The 19,584-nt window shown below is 68.7% G+C and carries 20 protein-coding genes; 9 read left to right on the plus strand and 11 right to left on the minus strand.

What is annotated here, in order from left to right:
• Window positions 1-15: 15 nt before the first annotated feature.
• The 7 genes from CFB49_RS22880 to CFB49_RS22910 form a co-directional block, all read right to left on the minus strand.
• Window positions 16-234, minus strand: a complete 219-nt coding sequence (locus CFB49_RS22880; RefSeq protein ID WP_089492386.1) for a YXWGXW repeat-containing protein — start codon at window positions 232-234, stop codon at window positions 16-18.
• A gap of 57 nt (window positions 235-291) precedes the next feature.
• Window positions 292-1,449: a DUF1501 domain-containing protein gene (locus CFB49_RS22885; protein ID WP_089492387.1), complete on the minus strand. Its 1,158-nt coding sequence runs from the start codon at window positions 1,447-1,449 to the stop codon at window positions 292-294.
• Window positions 1,450-1,451: 2 nt separating this feature from the next.
• Entirely contained in the window at window positions 1,452-2,846 is a 1,395-nt protein-coding gene (locus CFB49_RS22890; RefSeq protein WP_089492388.1) for a DUF1800 domain-containing protein, read from the minus strand.
• Window positions 2,847-3,073: 227 nt separating this feature from the next.
• Window positions 3,074-3,577 carry a periplasmic heavy metal sensor gene (locus CFB49_RS22895; protein WP_089492389.1) on the minus strand — a complete coding sequence of 168 codons (504 nt, stop codon included), beginning with the start codon at window positions 3,575-3,577 and terminating at the stop codon, window positions 3,074-3,076.
• Window positions 3,574-4,005: a hypothetical protein gene (locus tag CFB49_RS22900; RefSeq protein ID WP_069617900.1), complete on the minus strand. Its 432-nt coding sequence runs from the start codon at window positions 4,003-4,005 to the stop codon at window positions 3,574-3,576. The genes CFB49_RS22895 and CFB49_RS22900 overlap by 4 nt, the downstream gene beginning before the upstream one ends.
• Window positions 4,002-4,796, minus strand: coding sequence for an RNA polymerase sigma factor (locus tag CFB49_RS22905; protein ID WP_089437107.1), 795 nt, complete (start codon window positions 4,794-4,796; stop codon window positions 4,002-4,004). The genes CFB49_RS22900 and CFB49_RS22905 overlap by 4 nt, the downstream gene beginning before the upstream one ends.
• Before the next feature lie 227 nt (window positions 4,797-5,023).
• Window positions 5,024-5,323, minus strand: coding sequence for a YXWGXW repeat-containing protein (locus tag CFB49_RS22910; protein ID WP_089492390.1), 300 nt, complete (start codon window positions 5,321-5,323; stop codon window positions 5,024-5,026).
• A 308-nt stretch (window positions 5,324-5,631) separates the two neighbouring features.
• Between CFB49_RS22910 and CFB49_RS22920 the strand changes: the two genes are divergently transcribed.
• Both CFB49_RS22920 and yddG read left to right on the plus strand, forming a co-directional pair.
• On the plus strand, window positions 5,632-7,317 hold the full coding sequence (locus CFB49_RS22920; RefSeq protein ID WP_089492391.1) for a purple acid phosphatase family protein: 1,686 nt from the start codon (window positions 5,632-5,634) through the stop codon (window positions 7,315-7,317).
• 421 nt (window positions 7,318-7,738) lie between these two features.
• Window positions 7,739-8,704 (plus strand): aromatic amino acid DMT transporter YddG, encoded by a 966-nt coding sequence (gene yddG / locus CFB49_RS22925; protein WP_089492392.1) that lies wholly within the window; start codon window positions 7,739-7,741, stop codon window positions 8,702-8,704.
• Window positions 8,705-8,774: 70 nt separating this feature from the next.
• On the opposite strand, the gene CFB49_RS22930 is transcribed toward yddG, so the two are convergent.
• Together CFB49_RS22930 and CFB49_RS22935 are read right to left on the minus strand one after the other, a co-directional pair.
• Entirely contained in the window at window positions 8,775-9,407 is a 633-nt protein-coding gene (locus CFB49_RS22930; protein ID WP_089492393.1) for a LysE family translocator, read from the minus strand.
• 118 nt (window positions 9,408-9,525) lie between these two features.
• Window positions 9,526-10,422, minus strand: coding sequence for a LysR family transcriptional regulator (locus tag CFB49_RS22935; RefSeq protein ID WP_089492394.1), 897 nt, complete (start codon window positions 10,420-10,422; stop codon window positions 9,526-9,528).
• Between the two features lie 411 nt (window positions 10,423-10,833).
• On the opposite strand from CFB49_RS22935, the gene CFB49_RS22940 reads away from it, so the two are divergent.
• Window positions 10,834-11,091 carry a hypothetical protein gene (locus CFB49_RS22940; protein ID WP_069617906.1) on the plus strand — a complete coding sequence of 86 codons (258 nt, stop codon included), beginning with the start codon at window positions 10,834-10,836 and terminating at the stop codon, window positions 11,089-11,091.
• 291 nt (window positions 11,092-11,382) lie between these two features.
• A complete protein-coding gene (locus CFB49_RS22945) occupies window positions 11,383-11,682 on the plus strand; it encodes a DUF4148 domain-containing protein (protein WP_069617907.1) in 300 nt (99 codons plus the stop codon).
• A gap of 84 nt (window positions 11,683-11,766) precedes the next feature.
• On the opposite strand, the gene CFB49_RS22950 is transcribed toward CFB49_RS22945, so the two are convergent.
• Together CFB49_RS22950 and CFB49_RS22955 are read right to left on the minus strand one after the other, a co-directional pair.
• Entirely contained in the window at window positions 11,767-13,539 is a 1,773-nt protein-coding gene (locus tag CFB49_RS22950) for a GGDEF domain-containing protein (protein ID WP_089492395.1), read from the minus strand.
• On the minus strand, window positions 13,536-14,663 hold the full coding sequence (locus CFB49_RS22955) for an ABC transporter substrate-binding protein (RefSeq protein WP_089492396.1): 1,128 nt from the start codon (window positions 14,661-14,663) through the stop codon (window positions 13,536-13,538). Before CFB49_RS22955 ends, CFB49_RS22950 begins: the two co-directional genes overlap by 4 nt.
• Between CFB49_RS22955 and CFB49_RS37170 the strand changes: the two genes are divergently transcribed.
• From CFB49_RS37170 to CFB49_RS22980, 5 genes are all read left to right on the plus strand, one after another.
• The gene (locus CFB49_RS37170) at window positions 14,645-15,046 is read left to right on the plus strand and encodes a hypothetical protein (RefSeq protein ID WP_373453188.1); all 402 of its coding nucleotides are present in this window, start codon (window positions 14,645-14,647) and stop codon (window positions 15,044-15,046) included. The two genes, CFB49_RS22955 and CFB49_RS37170, sit on opposite strands and share 19 nt — an antisense overlap.
• Window positions 15,047-15,175: 129 nt before the next feature.
• Window positions 15,176-16,609, plus strand: coding sequence for an aminotransferase-like domain-containing protein (locus CFB49_RS22965; protein WP_069617910.1), 1,434 nt, complete (start codon window positions 15,176-15,178; stop codon window positions 16,607-16,609).
• A gap of 93 nt (window positions 16,610-16,702) precedes the next feature.
• Window positions 16,703-17,092 (plus strand): hypothetical protein, encoded by a 390-nt coding sequence (locus tag CFB49_RS22970; protein ID WP_089492397.1) that lies wholly within the window; start codon window positions 16,703-16,705, stop codon window positions 17,090-17,092.
• 194 nt (window positions 17,093-17,286) lie between these two features.
• A complete protein-coding gene (locus tag CFB49_RS22975) occupies window positions 17,287-19,071 on the plus strand; it encodes a nitrite/sulfite reductase (RefSeq protein ID WP_089492398.1) in 1,785 nt (594 codons plus the stop codon).
• A complete protein-coding gene (locus CFB49_RS22980; RefSeq protein ID WP_089492399.1) occupies window positions 19,068-19,505 on the plus strand; it encodes a DUF934 domain-containing protein in 438 nt (145 codons plus the stop codon). Before CFB49_RS22975 ends, CFB49_RS22980 begins: the two co-directional genes overlap by 4 nt.
• Window positions 19,506-19,584: the final 79 nt, after the last annotated feature.

Consider the following 19,584-nt stretch of genomic DNA (forward strand, 5'->3'; position numbering starts at 1 on the left):
GACACGCTTGCGGTGTCAGTACACGGCCACCCAGTGCCCCGGCACCCACGCCCAGTGATTGCCGGCCCACCGGTAGTGCCCCTTCGCCCAGCGATAGCCGGGCGCGGGCGGCGGCGGCGCCACCTCGACGACCGGCGCGGGCTGCGGCGGCCGCACGGGCTCGACCACGCAGCCGGACATCAGTAAGGCACTCGCACTCACCAGCACGGCCAGCGAAACGGATTGGATCTTCATTGTCGATTCTCCCTGTTGTGTAATGGGTTGATCGGGCCGCACACGGCATGCACCGCATCACGCGCCCCCGCGAATCAGGCCACTCATCGGCGGTGTCGCGCCGCTTTCCGCAAACAACGCGGACGCGGTGCGGCGCGGATCGAGCCGCAGGCTGTCGGCGGCCGCGCCCGCGATCAGCGCGTCGAGCGACGCGGTCGGCTTCAGGTCGCGCCCTTCGTACAGGTCGCCCGGCCGCAGTCCCGGCCAGTCGGCGATCACGCGACCACCGGCAACCGCGCCGCCCGCGAGCATCGCGACCGACGCCTGCCCGTGGTCGGTGCCGCCCGTGCCGTTCGCGGCGGCCGTGCGGCCGAACTCGGTCGCGACCAGCACCGTGGTCTGCTGCCACGCGGGTCCAAGGCCGTCGCGCAGCGCGGCGAGCATCGTGTCGAGCGCCTTCAACTGATTGGCGAGCCGCGCGTTCTGCGCGCTATGGGTGTCCCAGCCGCCCGTCTCGATCATCGCGATCCGCGGGCCGTCGTCGCGTGCGAGAAACGTCGCGGCGAGCTTGCCGACGCCGGCCGGGTCCTGCCGTGCATGCGCGTCGCCGGCGAGGCCGCGCGCTTCCATCGCGGATTGCCACAATGGGCCGAGCTGCGCGTCGGCTTCGTAGAGCGCCGACACGCGCGTGAGCAGATCGTCCGGCGCGGCCGGCAAACCGGACGGCGCATACGACGCGGCCTGCACCGTGCCGCGTAGCGCGAGCGGCACGGTCGGCGCGAATGCGATTGCGTTGTCGCGCGTCGCCGGCAGCAGCGCGGTCAGCCGGTTCAGCCAGCCGTCCTTCACCTGGTACGGCGCCCGGCCGCCCGTTTCGAGCACGTTCTGGCCGTCGAAATGCGAGCGGTCTCGATACGGCGACGCAATCGCATGGACGAACAGTGCCTGACCGTCGCGGTACAGCTGCGCAGTCCGCACGAGCGACGGATGCAGCGCGAACGTGCCGTCGAGTCGCGTCGCGGCCGCCGTGTCGATCGCGAGCGGGCCGCGCAGCGACGCATACGCGGGCTCCGCATACGGGACGACGATGTTCAGGCCGTCGGCCGCACCGCGCTGGATCACGAACACGAAGCGCCGGTCGGTCTCGACGTTCGCGAACGCGATCCGCGGCGCGACGAGGATCGCGCCTGCGCCGGCGGCGGCCACGCGGAGGAATTGTCGGCGGGACAGTGCCATGGTCATCTCCGTTGGAAATCGGGCGACACGAGCAGCAGCGCGAGCGACGTCGTCGCGCTTTCGGCACGCGCGAGCGCGGTCGCGGTCGGCGCGCTCATCGAACCGGCGAGCAGCGTGTTGCCGAGCGTGCGCGGATGGAGCCGGTCGCCCGTACGCGCGGCCAGGCGCTGCGCGATCTCGACGCGGCGCACGAGCGCGTCGGGCGCCGCCCAGCTCGCGGCGATGTCGTCGTAGCCGGCCGGCGAGCCCGGCCGCCACACCGGCTGGCCGAGTTGCGCGAGCAGCGGCGCGGCCTTGAGATCAGCGGTATCGCGCCAGCCGAGCCCGCGCAGCGACGATACGGCCCACTCCCACGGCGTCTTGAACTTGCGGTTGACCGGCGACCACGCGTCGGGCGCGTCGACCAGCGCGCGATAGACGGTCGGCAGGTCACCGCCGCTCGCATCGAATGCGCGCGCGAGCCGGTCGGTCAGCGCGGGCGGCGGCGTATCGGCGACGAAATGACGGGCGAGCTGGAACGCGATGTGCCGGCCCGTCGCCTCCGATCGCGCGAGGTCGTGCAGGACCGCGCGCGCCTGCGCTTCGCCCGGTTGATCGTAGGCGCGGCCCATCACCGTGCGCGTGCCGGGTTCGTGCAGATTCGGGCGAAACACGAATGCGCCGGGCGCCGCATCGCCCGGTTGCGGCCCGCGGCCGCCGGCCACGCTCCAGCCGGTCAGTGCACGCGCGAATTCCGTCACGTCGGTTTGCGTATAACCGGTGCGCACGCCGAGCGTATGCAGTTCCATGATTTCGCGGGCAAGATTCTCGTTGAGCCCGCGCTTTGCCGACGGATTGCGTGCCTGCGCACGCAGCGCGGCCGGGCTGTCGGGGCCGACCGAGCGCGCCTGATCGAGGAACACCTGCATCGCGGGATGCTGCTCGACGGCGACGAGCATGTCCTCGAAACGGCCGAGTACGTGCGGGCGGATCGCGTCGCGCTCGAACGCGCCCGCGTACGCGGCCACCTGCCCCTTGTCGACCGATACCGCGAAATGGTTCGCCCAGAAATGCACGAGACGCTCGACGAACGGCGCGGACGTCGTCAGCGCGCTGTTCATGCGCGCGGCGACGGCGCTGCGATACGCGTCGTAGCCGTCGCGGCGGATCGATTGCGCGGTTGCGCGCTTCGCGGCCGGGTCGTCGCTCGTCATCGCGGTGCGGGTGTTCGCGAAGCGCGTGGCGAGCGTGATCGCGTCCGGCTCGCTCGCCCATGCGGCGGGCCGGGCATCGTAGCGGTCGAACTGGGCGAGCAAGCCGGCCTTCGGGTCGGCGGGCGGTGCTTCGTCGGGCCGCGCGCCGAGACCGAAGCGGTTCAACGCGATCGCGGCCGGCGTGGCGTCGTTCGGGTGGTCCATGACAGGCTCTCTTGCGGTGCGTACTCACGTTCAACGCAAGCACACAGGAAAATCCGTCGCGGGAAGAGAAATATTTTTTGTGATGGGGGAAACGCCGGGCGGAAGTTCCGCAGCGCGGTGGCACGCATCGTCAATGGATAACGACCGCGCGATTCATCGGAACCGGCACGCGCATGACGCGCGGGCAACACGCAGATTGCGTGCCGCCCGCGCGCGGTTTATCCGGCTTACTCGCTCGCCGATGCGTCCGGCTTCTTCTGCAGCCTCGGCGGCAAACGCCAGTTCCCGCTGTGCTGCAACCCGTCGACGAACTTCACGCGCTCGTCGGGCGTCAGCGTCGCCGCGAAATCGACGACGCTGCGCTCGATCTGCGCCCGCATCGCGGTGTCGGCCGCGCGTGTGCGGTCGAGCGCCGCATCGATCGCCGCGCGATCGAGTCGCGGCGCGGCGAGCAGGTCGAGCACGGTGATCCGGCCGTCGCGCCCTTCCCGCGCGAAATCGCGGCCGCTCTTGCGCGCCGCCTTCAGCGCGGCGGCGAACTCGCGCTGCCGCCCGTCGGGCAACTCGTCCGCCGCGAAACGCAACGCGGTGCGCGATGGGGGCGCGCCGGCCGCATGCAGGTCGCGATGGGTCGAGAACCATTGGTATGCGCCGCCGCCGATCGCGCCGAGCATGAACACGTTCAGCACGACCGAGCCGACAAGCGTGAATTTCCAGCCGCGTTCGGTCATTCGTCGGCTCCGTCGATGCTCGGGCCGCCGAACGTCGTCGTCAGGTAGCCCGATTCGTGTTGCGCGATCGGCGCGCTGCCGAGCATCAGCATCGACACGGCCACCGCACCGGCGAGCGCGCCGGCCAGCCCGACGCCCGCGAACGCCGCGCCCGACCACCACACCCGGCCGCGACGTCGCGCGCGTTGCGGCGCCGGCGCCGCCGCCGGCGCGGTCGCGACGATACGCTCGACCAGCGCCGGCGCGGGCGGCGCCACCGTGTCCTGCATCAGCCACGCATCGAGCTCGGCGGCCTCGTCGAGCGCTTCCAGTGCGTCGCGTGGATGCGCGTGCGCCCACGCTTCGGCCGCCGCGCGTTCGGCCTGCGGCCAGCGCCGCGCGTCCGAGCCGTACGCGGCGACGATGGTACGAAATCGTTCGGGTGTCATCGCTTGTCCTCGCTAGGTGGGTCGCCGGCCAGTTGCGCGCGCAGGTTGCGCCGCGCACGGGCGAGCAGGCTTTCCAGCGCATCGACGGTGATGCCCATCAGGTTGGCCGCTTCCACATTCGACATTTCCTGATAGTACTGGAGCACCAGCGCTTCCCGCTGCCTCGACGGCAACGCGGCCAGCGCCTGCCGCACGCGCGCGTCGCGCGAACGCAGCTCCGCGTGCACGGCCGGCTCCGGCTGCGTGTCGGGCACGTCGGGCAGCGTATCGACGGGCTCCTCGCGCCGGCCGCGCAACCGGTCGTAGCACAGGTTCAGCACCACGCGATGCAGCCACGTGTCGAAGCGGGCTTCGCCTTCACGCCAGCGCGGCGCCTGGTTCCAGATTCGCAAGAACGTCTCCTGCGCGACGTCCTCGGCTTCGTTTCGGTCGCCGAGCATGCGCGTCGCCAAAGCGAGCAGCCGCGGCAGCTTGCGCGCGACGAGCACGCGCACCGCCGATGCATCGCGCGCACCGACGCGCGCGACGAGTTCCGCGTCCGGATCGCGGTCGCCGCGATCGTTCAACGCCGCCTGCTCCGTCGCGCGGCGCGCGGGCGCCGCCCTGTCACGGCAGAGGGACCCGCCGCCCGGCTGAAGCTCATCGTCGTGCTCTCCTTGCATGCGTCGGACCATCGCCGGACGGCGCCGCACCGACGGCTCCGCCGGTTCGTCAACGCCGCGCGCGTCGCGCCCGGCATCGCACACGGTATCGGCCGTGCCGGTTTCATCGACATCCGGTTCGCGCCGCATGTCGATCCTGTCTGCCGGCCGCGCGACCATCGGCCGGCGCGCTCAATATACGACGACCGGCGCGGGCCGGTAATACACCGGACGGGCCGGCACGACGACGCAGCCGGCCAGCACGATGGCCGCGGCCGCCAGTATGACGATGGTTCGGACAGGCATCGCTTCGGCTCATGATGTTGCATGAAGAATCCGCTGCACGGGCATCCCTTCGACGCGCGGCGGCGTGCAGGTCACGCCCAGTGGCCCGGCACCCAGCGCCAGGCCGGGCCGCGCGCCGCCCAATGCCCGGGCACCCAGTGGTAACCGACCCGCACCACCTGCCAGTGGCCCGGAATCCATACGTAACGGCCGTGCCGCCAGTGCCAGTGCCCCTGATCCCAGACGTAGCCCGCTCGGGGCGCCGGCATCACTTCGACGCGCGGCGGCGGCGGCGCAAAAGGCGCGACGATGACGGCTTGCGCGAATACGGCGGAGGTCGCGAGCGCCGCCATGCAGCCGGCGGCCCATCGCAATGGAACAGAAAGTTTCATGAAAGACTCCGAAATAACGGCATCGACCGGAAGCGGTCGTTCATGCGTTAAACGGAGCAGGCGGGAGAAATCCGTCGCGACATCGGCGAATAATTTTCGCGGAGGCCGATGCGGACTGGAGGCGCGCGGCGCGCGACCCTGTATCGGCCAGCGCGCACGCACGGTTGCGGTACTGTCACAACGCGGCAAAACTGCCCTTCGACAATGCATGCGACCGGGATCCCGCTCGTTTCCGGCCCATGTCCCGGCCGTGCTCGCGCACGGCCGTGCGGCTCCCCTCTCGCGTCCCATCAACGAACACACCGACCATGTCGAACCAGGACACTCTCCCCGATCAGCCGAACGAGCCGGCCGCTTCCGTGTCGCGTCGCGGCTTCCTGAAACTCGCGGGCGTCTCCGGCCTCGCGACCGCCGCCGGCGGGCTCGCGGCCGCCCGCGCCGCTGCGTCGAATCCGGACGGCACGCCCGAACAGGTTCACCTGACGTGGGGCAACGACCCGACGTCCGAAGTCGTGATCTCGTGGGCGTCGCTCGCCCCGGCCGTCAATCCGCGCGCGCGCATCGTCGCCGACGGCGAGCCGCCGCGCACCGTACACGGCGTCCAGCGCCTGTACACCGACGGCCTGAACGGCGAGACCGTGTTCGCGTATCACGCGCGCGTGCACGGGCTGAAGCCCGATACGCGCTATCGCTACGAGATCACGGCCGACAACGACAGCCACGCCGCACAGCCGTTCTCCGCGACTTTCTCGACCGCGCCGCGCGGCCGGGCGCCGTTCCGTTTCACGAGCTACGGCGATCTCGCGACGCCGAACGGCGCGTGGGTGCTGTCGTCGCCGCAGAGCCGCTTCGCGGTGCAGGCCGTCGAGCAGTTCCAGCCGCTGTTTCACCTGCTGAACGGCGACCTCTGCTACGCGAACCTGAACCCCGCGCACCAGCCCGAGGTGTGGCGCGATTTCGGCAACAACAACCAGACGTCGGCCGCGAATCGCCCGTGGATGCCGTGCCCCGGCAATCACGAGATCGAATTCAACAACGGCCCGCAAGGGCTCGACTCGTACCTTGCACGCTATACGCTGCCGGAGAACGGCACGCACTTTCCGGGCCGCTGGTACAGCTTCCGCGTGAGCTCCGTGCTGTTCGTGTCGCTCGACGCCGACGACGTCGTGTATCAGGATGCCGCCGCTTTCGTCGGTGGCCCCGCGCCGCTCGTGCCGGCCGCGAGCACCGGCCGCCCGCCGATCGAGCCCGGCACGTCGTTCTATGTGCGCGGCTACAGCAACGGCGAGCAGACGCGCTGGCTCGAACGCACGCTGCGCCATGCCGCGCACGACGACGACATCGACTGGATCGTCGTGCAGATGCACCAGGACGCGCTCAGTTCGTCGAAGACGGGCAACGGGTCCGACAAGGGCATTCGCGAAGCGTGGCTGCCGCTGTTCGACCGTTACGGCGTCGATCTCGTGCTGTGCGGCCACGATCACGACTACGAGCGCAGCTACCCGGTGCGCGGCTGCAATCACCGCGCGGGCGTCGATGCGAAGACCGGCGAAGTGGTCGAGACGCTGCAGCCGCGCCCGGTCGGCTCGAACGACCCCGACCGCACGACGTTCGACACGAGCCACGGCACGATCCACCTGATCCTCGGCGGCGGCGGCACCAGCGCGCCGCTCGACGTGTACGGCGAAAATCCGTCGACCGGCTTTGCGCAGGCGAAGGTGTTCACGAAACCGAACCGGCCGGTGCCGGGCGGCGCGCCGAACACGTTCGTGCGCCAGCCGGCCGATGCGCTCGAGGATGCGATCTGGTCCGCGCGCCGCGATACGGGCACCGGCTACGGAATCGCGGTGTTCGATCACGATCCGGGCAAGCCGGGCGGCCACACGACGATCACGATGCGCTACTACCATGCGCCGGGTGCCGACCAGCATCCGACCGCGCAATACGCGCTGTTCGAGACGATCGAGCTGAGCAAGAAGCGGCGCGAGCGGTGATCGACGCATCGGGCGCCCGCTGCGACGAGCGCCCGATGCGCGGCAGTCGACGGGCGGAAGGCACGGCGCGGGTTGGAGTGCCCGCATCGCACTCCGGCCATGCAGATGCGTTTCGAATACCGCATTCACACGCCCCCCACGGCCGACGCATTCGACGCCATCGCGAATGCGCTGCGGCACACCACGCTCGGCCGACGCGGAAAGCGATGCTCGATTCGATCGGACACGCGCTGTCGGGAATCGGTGCACCGTGGCGTATCGGCTCGCGCGACCGAATCGATCGGACACGCCGGTCCGGCTGAATCGCCGCGACGGCTGCGCCCCCGTAAAATGCGCGCTTCCGGCGAAATCTTCTCTTTGTATCGCTGCTCACGATGACGGCACGCGCGAGCCGACCCGAATCATCCGAAATCGAATCAACATGTTGAAACAGGCAGCAAGCATCAAACGCAAGAACAACGCAACGCTCGCCGGGCTCGGCGCGGTGCTGTTATGGGCGTCGGTGGTCGCACTCGTTCGCGGGGTCAGCGAAAGCCTCGGCGCGACCGGCGGCGCGGCGATGATCTATACGGTGGCGTCCGTGCTTCTGCTGTTTTCGATCGGCTTCCCCGACCTGAGCCGGTTCCCGAAAAACTATCTGCTGTGGGGCGGGTTGCTGTTCGTGTCCTACGAGGTGTGCCTGTCGTTGTCGATCGGCTATGCGAGCAACGCCCGCCAAGCGATCGAAGTCGCGATGGTCAACTATCTGTGGCCGAGCCTCACGCTCGTCGCCGCCATCGTGTTCAACAAGCAGCGCGCGAACTTGCTGGTCGTGCCCGGCGTCCTGCTGTCGATGCTCGGCATCTGCCGGGTGCTCGGCGGCGATCAGGGGCTCGATCCGGCGGGCATGCTGCGCAACGTCGCGGACAATCCGCTGAGCTACGGGCTGGCGCTCTTCGGCGCGCTGATCTGGGCCGGCTATTGCACTGTGACCGCGCGCATCGCCGACGGCAAGAACGGCGTGACGCCGTTCTTCATGCTGGTCGCCGCGGTGCTCTGGATCAAGTTCGCGATCGAAGGCGGCGGCGGCATGACGTTCAGTTTGCGCGCGGTCGTGTATCTCGTGCTGGCGGCGTCGGCACTCGGCTTCGGCTATGCGGCCTGGAACACCGGCATCATGCACGGCAACGTGACGGTCATCGTCGGCGCATCGTACTTCACGCCGGTGCTCGCCGCCGCCCTCGCCGCCGCGCTGCTGCACGCGCCGCTGTCGGCCGAATTCTGGCAAGGCGCGTCGATGGTGTGCGGCGGCTCGATCCTGTGCTGGCTCGCGACGCGCGGACGGCGTCGTGACGAGACCGGGCCTGTGCCGGTCGCCAAGGAAGCCAAGGGCAATTGCCAGGGGTGACGATGCCAGGTGCCGTCGACACAAGGCCGGATCGCTGCCGGCGATTTTCGGAACCGTCGACCGACGTGCGCTAGCTGCGCGATTCCAGCGCGATCCGCACGGCCAGGCCGGCCAGCACCGTGCCCATCAACCCGCGCTGAACCGCCGCCCAGCGCGGCCGTCCCGCGAGAAAACCCGCGATCGAACCGGCCGCGCACGCGATCAGCGCATTGACGCCGACGCTCACCGCGATCTGCACGCAGCCGAGCACCAGCGATTGCGCGAGCACGCTGCCGTGCCCCGGCACGATGAACTGCGGCAGCAACGATAGATACATCACCGCGATCTTCGGGTTCGCGAGGTTCGTGACGAAACCCATCGCGAACAGCCTCGCGCGGCTGTCGTGCGGCAACTGCCGGACCTGGAATGCGGAGCGCCCGCCCGGCTTCAGCGCCTGCCATGCCAGGTAGGCCAGATACAGCGCGCCGGCCAGGCGCAGCGCATCGTACGCATACGGCACAGTCATCAGCAGCGCGGTGATGCCCACTGCCGCACACACCATGTAGAAGACGAACCCCAGCGCGACACCGCCGAGCGAGACCAGCCCGGCGCGGCGGCCCTGGCAGATCGAGCGCGACACCAGATAGATCATGTTCGGTCCGGGCGTCAGCACCATGCCGAGCGACACAAGTCCGAACGCAAACAGGGTGGGCAAGGCCGGCATGGCACACTCCTTCAGGGCAATGACAACGAGGTCGGAACAATGTATTGCATCTCAACCATCGTCGGCATGAATAACTTGCAAGTGGCTAATGAAGACCATTCATCATGGCTACCGGTCGCTATTTGCCCTTTTTCGCGCGCGTCCGGATCGTCTTTTCCGCCTTCGCGCGTTGCGCATCGACAAGCCGCACGAATTCATCGGCAACCGCATTTCCTGCGGTATTCCACGCCAGCCGCACGGAGCGATGCAGCCGTGGCGACAGCGCCAGCACACGACCGCCGAACGGCGTGTATGTCAGCGTGATGCGCGGCACGATCGATACGCCCATGCCGGCCTCCGCCATCGACAGGATCGTGCGCATCTCGACGACGTTGAACGCGGCTCGAAGCGGCACGCCGCCGCGCGCGAAGTAATCCGCGATCACCGGCCCGCACCCCGCCTTCGAGAAAATGAACGGTGCAACGGCCAGTTGCCTGGCGGTGACGCTCTTGCGGCCCGCGAACAGGTCGTCCGCCGCGACCGCGACGAAATCCTCGTCGAGCAGCGGCAGGTTGTGCGCGAATGTCTTCGTGCCGGCCACCACGCCGACGTCGGCCGTCCCGTCGTCGATCCACCCTTCGACTTCGCTGTCCGTGCCTTCGAGCAGCACCGCCGATACGCCCGGGTGCATGTCCTTCAACGCCTCGAGCGCGGGAACGACGAACGCCAGCGACACGCTCGGCAGCGATGCGACCACCAGCCTCCCTTCGAGCTTGCCGCGCGACAGGCTGAACTGCTGGCGCAGCATCTGCGCTTCCCGCACCACGCTCCGGACATACGGCCACAGGCGTTCGCCTGCCGCGGTCAGGACGACCGGCTGCCGGTCGCGCCAGAGCAACTTGACCTGCGTGATGTCCTCCAGCTCCGTCAGCGCGTGGCTGATCGCGGATTGACTGCGGCTGAGCCTGTCTGCCGCGGCGGTCAGCGAGCCGAGTTCGACCACGGCGGCCAGGGCCTGCAACTGGGCAAGCGTCATCGGATTTCCTCGTTCGGAGATATGTACGCCGCGCATGAGGCGGCCAGTTCCGTTGAATTATATTGAACCGGTTCGACGGTCATGCATCGGGCGCGCGAGCAGGATCGCGCATGGGTTCTGAAAGCTGCGACGCGTAGTATTCGCAGACCCGGCGTATCGCGCCGACCGACAGCGCGGACGATACGCGACCGGCTTTGCCGCGCGTACGCCGATGTCGACGTCAGCGTCGCCATGTCTTCAGAGGCACGAAATGGAAACCTATGTGTTGCTGGGCTGCGGATTGGGCGTCGGCCTGTTGATCGCGATCTGGGGTATCTGGTCGCTCCGATGACGTGCACCGGCCCCGTCCGCGCGCAAGGACGTCCGGCGCCACGCCCTGCTCCATTCCCGAAGACGCGTTAGACTATTCGGATGGAACAATGCCGTTATTGCCAGAGAGTCCGCGATGAATGGGATTGCCACGGCGACGAATGCCGCCGCGCAATTGCCAAGGCGCTGCGCCGGCAGCGTGCGGGCCTGCCGATGGTGCCCGATCGCATTCGCAACGAGTTGCCGTCCGGCGCACCGACCCAGCAAGTGATCGCCGTCCTGTCGCGCCAGCGCCTGCGCGCGCGCCGCGGTAACGAGGAGCGCCGCGAGCGCAAGGAAATCGACGACGACGGGGTCTGATCCGGCCGCGCTGTAGCCCTGCGGTTCCGCTGCAAGCTATTCGCCGTGGTTGGCCGGCGACGCGTGCCCCAGCGCCGTACGCGACATCCTGCTCCACACTCTCCCGCGATTGCCCGCCATCCTCGCAATACAACATGGGGACGGATCGCGTTTGCGCTGCATTATTACCTGTAACGCAACGATCTTTCCCTCAAAGTCACGTTTACCCTAGGTGAGCCGGCGCCTACGATGTAATCAACCGCTGACGACATGGTGTCGAACGCGGAAAGCCAATAAACATCGGAGGTCATCATGAAATCGCTCGTTTCCGCAGTCGTTGCCGCCGTCGCCCTGTCCGCGTCGTTCGGCGCATTCGCACAAAGCACCGTGACCCGCGCCCAGGTGCGCAACGAACTGGTCCAGCTCGAAAACGCCGGCTACAAGCCCAGCCAGGCGAGCCCGCACTATCCGGCCGACATCCAGGCCGCGCAAGCGCGCGTGCACGGCATCGACAACAGCGGCTTCGGTTCGCAACCGGCCGCGACCGTCGAGGGCGGCGTACCGGCCGGCCGGACACACAGCCCGCGCGACTCGGTCTACTTCGGCCACTAAGCGTGCCGCCGCGCGCCTCGCGCGTGCAGCCCGCACCGGCGACGAGCCCGTCCCGCGACGGGCTCGCCGCGTTTTTCCCGGCCGTCAGCCGCTGCCGCCCGACGCGGCGCGGCCGGTCCCGTCGGGTGCGCCGCCGCGGACGAGGTCCTGATAGCGCACGCACACGCTCTGCGCGGACGCCTTCGCCGCATACATCGCCGCGTCGGCCTTGACGAGCAACTCTTCGGCCGATGCGCCGTCCGCGGGAAACTCGCTGACGCCGATGCTCGCGCCGACGGCCATGCGCCCTTCGTCGAACTCCAGCTCCTCGGCCATCACGATCTGGATGCGCGTTGCGACATCGCCGATCACCGCCGGTGACCGCACGTCCGAAATCAGCACGATGAATTCGTCGCCGCCGAGCCGTGCAGCCATGTCGTCGCCGCGCAGCACCTGGCTCAACCGCTTCGCGACCGCGACGAGCGTGCGATCGCCGGCCGAGTGCCCGTGCTGGTCGTTGATCTGCTTGAAGCGGTCGAGATCGACGAACATCACCGCCAGCCCCTCGCGCGCCGCGGCCGCGTGCCGGATCGCCGCATCGAGATGCTCCATGAACAGCAGGCGGTTCGGCAGGCCGGTCAGTGGGTCGTGACCGGCGAGATGCGTGAGCTCCTGCTGCTTCGCGCGCAGCATCGCCATCTGCGTGCGTATCTCGACGCGCATGCTGTCGAAACAACGCGCGAGCACGCCGATCTCGTCGGCGCGCGCGACCGGCAGCCGTTCGGCGGCCGAATCGTCGAACACGTGCGTCGCCGCGCGCGCGAGCGCCTGCAACGGCCGCGTGATCGCACGCGCGAACAGGATCGCGAGAATCACCGCCAGCACGCTCGACACGAGCACCATCCTGACGATTCGCTCTCCCAGCATGCCGTCCGGCGCGAGGACGTCGGCCAGCGGGCGGGCCATCCCGAGCACGACGAAGCGGCTGCCCTCGTCGTGCCCGAACGGCGTGCGCACGAACGCGAACATCTGGCCCGGCGCCTGATCGGGCTGCGCGAGCCCATTGAACGTCACGTTCATGCGCCCGCTGTCGAACAGCGCGCGCGTGACGGCAAAACGGTCCTGCATCAGCACGCGCCGGCCGCGATCGAAACCGAACGTCTGTTCCGGATCGGGATGCACGAGAAAATCGCCCCACTCGTTCGCGAGATAGACCGCATAGTCGTCCGGCAGATCGCGTTCGATCCGGTCGAACACCCGGGAGAGTTCGACGTCGACGACGAGCGCGCCGACCGTCTGGCCCGACGCGTCGACCACCGGCGTCCCGACGCGCAGGATCGGCAGCCCTTGCGCCGCATGCGATCCCGTCTCGTGATTGATCACGATCGGCGATAGGTAGATATGGCCGGGCGCCGTCGCGAGCGTATCGAATACGTAGGAAAACTGCCCTTTCTCCTGAAACGCGCTTTCGGGCAGCACGACGATGCCGCGCGCATCGCGATCGACGTGAATGCGTTCGATCCCGAAATGCCCGCTTGCGATCAGGCGGATCTGCAGGTATTCCGCATGATTTCTCATGAAGCTGTAATACACCTGCTCGAGCCGCATGCGTCGCACGTTGTCCGGATTGTCGCCGCCCGCGACGGCCGCGGACGACGGCAACTGCGCGAGCACCAGCGCGTCGTCCGCAACGTCGGCGAGCGCGGTCGTGAAGCGCTGCCCGAGCAGTTGCGTCGACATCAGCAGACTGTGCTGCGCTTCCTGCACCAGCATCGCGCGGTTGGCGCGATACGCGTAGTAGCCGGTCGTGCCGGACGCGATCACGCCGATGCACGCGAACAGCACCGACAGCTTCGACGTGAGCCCGAGCCGGATCATTTTGCGAAGCGCTCCGGTCGATCGCCCGACACGATGCGGCTCCACAGCGATTCGCGGCGCGCGATGTCCTCCACGGGCTGAAGCCACACGAGATGCTGGCGCCCGGTATCCAGGCCGCGCGGCTCGAGCGTGTTCGCGAGCCCCTGACGCTCGGTCAGCAACGTGCCGATCGCCGGTTCGAGCATGTAGTTGATCCACGCGAATGCAAGCTCGGGCCGTCGCGTGCCGCGCGTGACGGCCCAGCAATCGAGCCACGCGAGCGCGCCTTCGTCCGGGATCACGTAGCCGACGTCCGCGCCGGCGCGACGCAACTGCTCGACCTGCTGCGTGCCGTAGTTGCCGAACATCAGCGCCGCGCGATGCTGGACGAACAGCGCGGTCGCTTCCTCGGGCAGCGTGTAGTACGTCAGCAGGTTGCGGCGCAGGTCGATCAGCTTGCGGGCCACGGCAAGCGTCTGCGCGGGCGACAGGCGGAACGGATCGGGATAGCCGAGCGCCAGCGCCGTGAACGAGAAATTGTGCTGCGCGCTGTTGAAGTCGAGCACCTTGCCGCGATAGCGCGGATTCCACAGCTCGCGCATCGAGCGCGGCGCGGCCGGCACCTGCTTGCGGTCGTAGATCAGCCCCATCGACGAATACGTGAACGGGATCGCGTAGGACGCGCCGCCCTGCACGAGGCCGCCGATCGTCGCGAGCTGCTGGAAATTCGGCAATTGCCGCCGCCGGTTCGGGATATGCGACAGGTCGATCGGCGCGAGCAGGTGTTCATGCGCATAGCGCTGGATCTCGGCCGTGTTCGCGGCCAGCACGTCGTACGGCGGCGGTGACGCGCTGTGCATCCGCGTCCACAGCGCCTCGTCGGAATCGACCAGCGTCACTTCGACGCGCACATGAAAGTGCGTCTCGAATGCGCTGACGATATCGCTGTCCGCGTAACCGGGCCACGCCAGCACGCGCAGCACGTTGTCGTTGACGGCTTCGGGAGAGACGGCGAAGGCCGGCAGCGCGAGCGCGAGCCAGCCCAGCATCGATATGATGAACAGCGTGCGCACGGCACCGCGGGCGCGCGCCCATGCGCCGATTCCCCTGATCAATCGGACCCCGCGTGAATCGCCCGCCTGCATCCGACTGTCCTTTTTTGAGTCGATGCGATATCCCGCAACGAGACCATAAAACGCAGGGGCACGCAATCGGAACAAGCCGCACATCGCGGATATTCGCGGGCCTCGCGGCAAAACGCACCCCAATTACAGGGGCCTGCGTCGGGGGCACGCCGATACCCGCGCACGGCGCATCGCTCGGCGGGAACCGGAATTTCGCGCGCCATCTCGCGGGCATCTTCATCACGACCTTCACCGGCGTGATGCCGTCGATCACGACCGGCTCGTTCGTGGTGCCACTCGCCGTGGCCGGCGTGCCGTGCGTGCTCGTGGCCCGCAAGGTCGGGCCGTCGCGACCGCAGCAGCGCGGCGCCAGCGGCCAGATTGTCGAGCCGAACGCGCCCTGACGCATCGGGACGGCGCGGCTGACACTCCGCGGCTTTCCTTTTCGGGCCGCGCATCGGACAATGAGCGCCGCCCGTCGGCGCGGCGCCGCTTCGGCCCGCGTACGGCGACGACGCGCTCCGCCCACGCCGATGAAACGCTACGAAACCCTCGCCCACACGATCGCCGACGACATCCGCAACGGCAACCTCGCCGTCGGCACGCGCCTGCCGTCGCTGCGGCAAATCATCGCGCAACATGGCGTAAGCCAGTCGACGGTGTTTCGCGCGTATTACCTGCTCGAACAGTGGGGGCTGATCCGTGCGCGCGAACGCTCCGGCTACTACGTCGCGCCGGGCGCTCAGCCGGCCGCGAGCCCGGCGACGAAACGCCGTGCGAGCCGCGCCGGCGCCACGCGCAAGGTCGACATCAGCAGCCTCGTATTCTCCGTGCTCGATGCGGCCACGCAGCCCGGCATCGTGCCGCTCGGTTCCGCGTTCCCGGCGCCGCAGCTGTTTCCGCTGCCGCGCCTGGCGAAGTCGCTCGCACAGGCCACGCGGCTCGTGAGCCCGTGGAGCACGGTCGTCGACCTGCCGCCCGGCAACGAGGCGCTGCGCCAGCAGATCGCGCGGCGCTATCTCGCGACCGGCATTTCGCAGCCGATCGACGAAATCGTCGTCACGAACGGCGCGCTCGAAGCACTGAACCTGTGTCTGATGGCGGTGACGCGGCCCGGCGACGTCGTCGCCGTCGAAGCACCGGGATTCTATGCGGCGCTGCAGGCAATCGAGCGGCTCGACCTGCGCGCGGTCGAGATTCCCGTCGATCCGCGCACGGGCCTCGATCTCGATGCGCTCGCGAACGCACTCGACCGGCACGACATCCGCGCATGCTGGTTCATGACCAATTTCCAGAATCCGACCGGCGTTACGCTGACCGCCGAAAAAAAGCGTGCGCTCGTCGAATTGCTCGCGGCGCGCAACGTGCCGCTGATCGAGGACGACGTGTACGGCGAACTGCATTTCGGCCCGGACTATCCGCTGCCCGCGCGCGCGTTCGACCGTCACGGCCTCGTGATGCACTGCAGTTCGTTCTCGAAAACGCTCGCGCCCGGCTATCGGATCGGCTGGGCCGCCGCGGGCCGGTTCGCGGAGAAGGTGCAGCGGCTCAAGCTGATGACGACGCTGTCGGCCAGCATTCCCGCGCAGGCCGGCATCGCGAACTATCTCGAACACGGCGGCTACGACCGGCACCTGCGCAAGCTGCGCGGCGCGCTGCACACGCAGCTCGACCGGATGGACGACGCGCTGCGGCGCTGGCTGCCGGCCGGCGTCGAATGGGTGCGGCCCGACGGCGGGTATTTCCTGTGGCTCGCGTTCCCCGACGCGATCGACGCGATGGAGCTGCATCGCCAGGCGATCGCACGCGGCATCAGCTTCGCGCCGGGCCCGCTGTTTTCGGCCGCGCACGGCTTCGAGCGCTGCGTACGCGTGAACTTCGGCCATCCGTGGAGCCGCGACATCGAGCGCGCGATCCGCGTGCTCGGCGAACTGGTCGCGCAGCCGTCGGTCCGCAAGGCAGGCTGATCGCGCAACGCGCGCTGCGCGGCCACGTCACGGCCGTGCAGCCGATCCGTACGCGGGTTACATTGCAGGTCCCGCCGCCCTTCACGACGACTCATGAACCCACTGCCTTATCTCGATCACGACGCGCTGCTGAAACTGACGGCCGAAGCGGCGCACGTCACGCAGCCGTGCACGTGCACGAAGACCTCGCTCGCCGGCTGGACGACCCTGCCGCTGTCGCTGCCGGACGCCCAACTGATCGAAGTGGCCACGCTCATCCCACCGGGCGAACCCGAGCCGACCTACACGGAATATCATCCGGCCGGCACGCGCTACGCGTCAGACGACGCGCCGATCGCGCCGCGCCATTTCCCGTACAACCGCTGCACCGTCAGCCGCTGCCGCACGTGCGGCCGCCTGTTCCTGCGCTATCAGGAAGGCGGCGGCTACTTCATCGACCAGCGCATTCGCGCGCTCGATCCGGCGCTCGTCGTCGACGCATGACCTCGGCCACGGGCATGCGCGCATGCCCGGCCCGCGCCGGCGCCCCGCCGGCCATCTGCTGCGCCTTTTTCGTTTCGATCTGCTGCTTGTCCCGCCGCATCGCGTTCCCTACGCTGTCTTCCGTTGCCTGACATCCGTCGCAACGCCTTCCCGCGCCGCGCGCCGTTCGCCGTGGCGCCTCTCGCTATCAAGTCATGTATCGATATACCGATTTCGACCGGGCGCTCGTGCACAGCCGCGCCGCCCAGTTCCGCGACCAGCTCGAACGCTGGCAGCAAGGCACGCTCGGCGAGGACGCGTTCAGGCCGCTGCGCCTGCAAAACGGCTGGTACGTGCAGCGCCACGCGCCGATGCTGCGCGTCGCGGTGCCGTACGGCGAGCTGTCGAGTGCGCAGCTTCGCATGCTCGCGCGGATCGCGCGCGACTACGACGTACCCGACGACGCCACCTACCGCGCCGCGTGCGACGCCCAGGCGTTGCTCGGCACGTTGCGCCTGCCGACCCGCAGCGCGCACTTCACGACGCGCACCAACGTGCAGTTCAACTGGATTCCGCTGGCGAAGGCGGCCGACGTGATGGACCTGCTCGCGACCGTCGACATGCACGGCATCCAGACGAGCGGCAATTGCATCCGCAACATTTCGTGCGACGAACGCGCGGGCGTCGCGCCGGACGAGATCGCCGATCCGCGCCCGTTCGCCGAAGTGATGCGCCAGTGGACGACGCTGCACCCCGAATTCGCGTTCCTGGCACGCAAGTTCAAGATCGCGATCACGGGCGCGACCGAAGACCGCGCGGCGACCGACTGGCACGACGTCGGGCTGAGGCTCGTGCGCGACGACGCGGGCGCGCTCGGCTTTCGCGTAAGCGTGGGCGGCGGGATGGGCCGCACGCCGACGATCGCGACGCTGCTGCGCGCGTTCCTGCCGTGGCAGCACGTGATGAACTACATCGAGGCGATCGTCCGCGTGTACAACCGCTACGGGCGGCGCGACAACAAGTACAAGGCGCGGATCAAGATCCTCGTGAAGACCGAAGGGCAACGCTACATCGACGACGTCGAGGAAGAGTTCCGCCAGATCGTCGTTCACGACGGCGGCCCGCACACGATCCCGCAGGCCGAATTCGATCGCGTCGCCGCGTCGTTCGTCCCGCCGCGGTTGAAGCCGCGCACGCTCGACCTCGCGGACGCGAACGCGCGCTTGTCCGCGCAGGCGAGCCGTCATCCGGCGTTCGCGCGCTGGCTCGCCCGCAATGTCGCCGATCATCGCGACCCGGCGCTGCGCATCGTCACGCTGTCGTTCAAGCGCCGCCTGCAGGCGCCCGGCGACGCGTCGCCGGACCAGCTCGACGCGCTCGCCGATCTCGCCGACCGCTTCTCGGCCGGCGAGGCGCGCGTCACGCACACGCAGAACGTCGTGCTGCCGTGGGTACACGTCGACGACCTGTTCCTGCTGTGGGAAAACGCCCGCGCGATCGGGCTCGCGAGCGCGAACGTCGGGCTGCTGACCGACATGATCGCGTGCCCGGGCGGCGATTTCTGCGCGCTCGCGAACGCCCGCTCGATTCCGGTTGCCGACGCGATCGCCGAGCGCTTCGACGATCTCGACCTGCTGCACGACATCGGCGACCTCGACCTGCACATCAGCGGCTGCATCAACTCGTGCGGCCATCATCACAGCGGCCATCTCGGCATCCTCGGCGTCGACAAGGACGGCGCGGAGTGGTACCAGGTCACGCTCGGCGGGTCGGACGGCTCGATCGCGAGCGGCCCCGCGCGGCCGGGCAAGGTGATCGGCCCGTCGTTTTCGGCGGACGAGATCGTCGACGTCGTCGACGCGATCGTCAACGCGTATCTCGATGCGCGGATCGACGCGAACGGCCGCAGCGAACGATTCATCGACACGGTGCGCCGCGTCGGTACCGAACCGTTCAAGACCGCCGCGAACGCCGCGCGTCATCAGGAAAAACCCGCATGAACCACGAAACCGCGAACGCAAGCGCGCGCATCCGCCTGCTGACGCCGGCCGAACATGCCGACGAAACCGAGCAGCACGGCGCAGCGACGCTGACGATCGGCAACGACGAGGAACTGCCGCCGCTCGCCGCGCGCATCGCGCACGCCGAGCGCATCGACCTGCAGTTTCCGTCGTTCACCGACGGCCGCGCATACAGCCAGGCCTACCTGCTGCGCAAGCGCTACGGCTTCGCCGGCGACCTGCGCGCGACCGGCGACGTCCTGGTCGACCAGTTGCTGCTGATGGAACGCACGGGATTTTCGAGCGCGGTACTCGGCGACGACACCGACCTCGCGGCCGCACGGCGGCAGCTCGACCGGTTTCCGGGCTTCTATCAGCGCGATGCGAGAACGACCCTGCCGCCGCAGGACGCGGCAGCGCAGCCCGGAAAATGAAACGGGCGGCTCGCTGGCCGCCCGTACGATGAACCCGGAAGCAAAATCGGCCCGCGCCCGCCGTCAAGCGGGCGCCGCC

Source organism: Burkholderia sp. AU17457 (assembly GCF_002223255.1).
Taxonomy (GTDB): domain Bacteria; phylum Pseudomonadota; class Gammaproteobacteria; order Burkholderiales; family Burkholderiaceae; genus Burkholderia; species Burkholderia sola.

What these genes read in the sequence shown, in the direction of transcription:
- CFB49_RS22880 (WP_089492386.1), bottom strand. Translation starts at nt 234, where the DNA reads ATGAAGATCCAATCCGTTTCGCTGGCCGTGCTGGTGAGTGCGAGTGCC.
- CFB49_RS22885 (WP_089492387.1), bottom strand. Translation starts at nt 1,449, where the DNA reads ATGGCACTGTCCCGCCGACAATTCCTCCGCGTGGCCGCCGCCGGCGCA.
- CFB49_RS22890 (WP_089492388.1), bottom strand. Translation starts at nt 2,846, where the DNA reads ATGGACCACCCGAACGACGCCACGCCGGCCGCGATCGCGTTGAACCGC.
- CFB49_RS22895 (WP_089492389.1), bottom strand. Translation starts at nt 3,577, where the DNA reads ATGACCGAACGCGGCTGGAAATTCACGCTTGTCGGCTCGGTCGTGCTG.
- CFB49_RS22900 (WP_069617900.1), bottom strand. Translation starts at nt 4,005, where the DNA reads ATGACACCCGAACGATTTCGTACCATCGTCGCCGCGTACGGCTCGGAC.
- CFB49_RS22905 (WP_089437107.1), bottom strand. Translation starts at nt 4,796, where the DNA reads ATGCGGCGCGAACCGGATGTCGATGAAACCGGCACGGCCGATACCGTG.
- CFB49_RS22910 (WP_089492390.1), bottom strand. Translation starts at nt 5,323, where the DNA reads ATGAAACTTTCTGTTCCATTGCGATGGGCCGCCGGCTGCATGGCGGCG.
- CFB49_RS22920 (WP_089492391.1), top strand. Translation starts at nt 5,632, where the DNA reads ATGTCGAACCAGGACACTCTCCCCGATCAGCCGAACGAGCCGGCCGCT.
- yddG (WP_089492392.1), top strand. Translation starts at nt 7,739, where the DNA reads ATGTTGAAACAGGCAGCAAGCATCAAACGCAAGAACAACGCAACGCTC.
- CFB49_RS22930 (WP_089492393.1), bottom strand. Translation starts at nt 9,407, where the DNA reads ATGCCGGCCTTGCCCACCCTGTTTGCGTTCGGACTTGTGTCGCTCGGC.
- CFB49_RS22935 (WP_089492394.1), bottom strand. Translation starts at nt 10,422, where the DNA reads ATGACGCTTGCCCAGTTGCAGGCCCTGGCCGCCGTGGTCGAACTCGGC.
- CFB49_RS22940 (WP_069617906.1), top strand. Translation starts at nt 10,834, where the DNA reads ATGGAACAATGCCGTTATTGCCAGAGAGTCCGCGATGAATGGGATTGC.
- CFB49_RS22945 (WP_069617907.1), top strand. Translation starts at nt 11,383, where the DNA reads ATGAAATCGCTCGTTTCCGCAGTCGTTGCCGCCGTCGCCCTGTCCGCG.
- CFB49_RS22950 (WP_089492395.1), bottom strand. Translation starts at nt 13,539, where the DNA reads ATGATCCGGCTCGGGCTCACGTCGAAGCTGTCGGTGCTGTTCGCGTGC.
- CFB49_RS22955 (WP_089492396.1), bottom strand. Translation starts at nt 14,663, where the DNA reads ATGCAGGCGGGCGATTCACGCGGGGTCCGATTGATCAGGGGAATCGGC.
- CFB49_RS22965 (WP_069617910.1), top strand. Translation starts at nt 15,176, where the DNA reads ATGAAACGCTACGAAACCCTCGCCCACACGATCGCCGACGACATCCGC.
- CFB49_RS22970 (WP_089492397.1), top strand. Translation starts at nt 16,703, where the DNA reads ATGAACCCACTGCCTTATCTCGATCACGACGCGCTGCTGAAACTGACG.
- CFB49_RS22975 (WP_089492398.1), top strand. Translation starts at nt 17,287, where the DNA reads ATGTATCGATATACCGATTTCGACCGGGCGCTCGTGCACAGCCGCGCC.
- CFB49_RS22980 (WP_089492399.1), top strand. Translation starts at nt 19,068, where the DNA reads ATGAACCACGAAACCGCGAACGCAAGCGCGCGCATCCGCCTGCTGACG.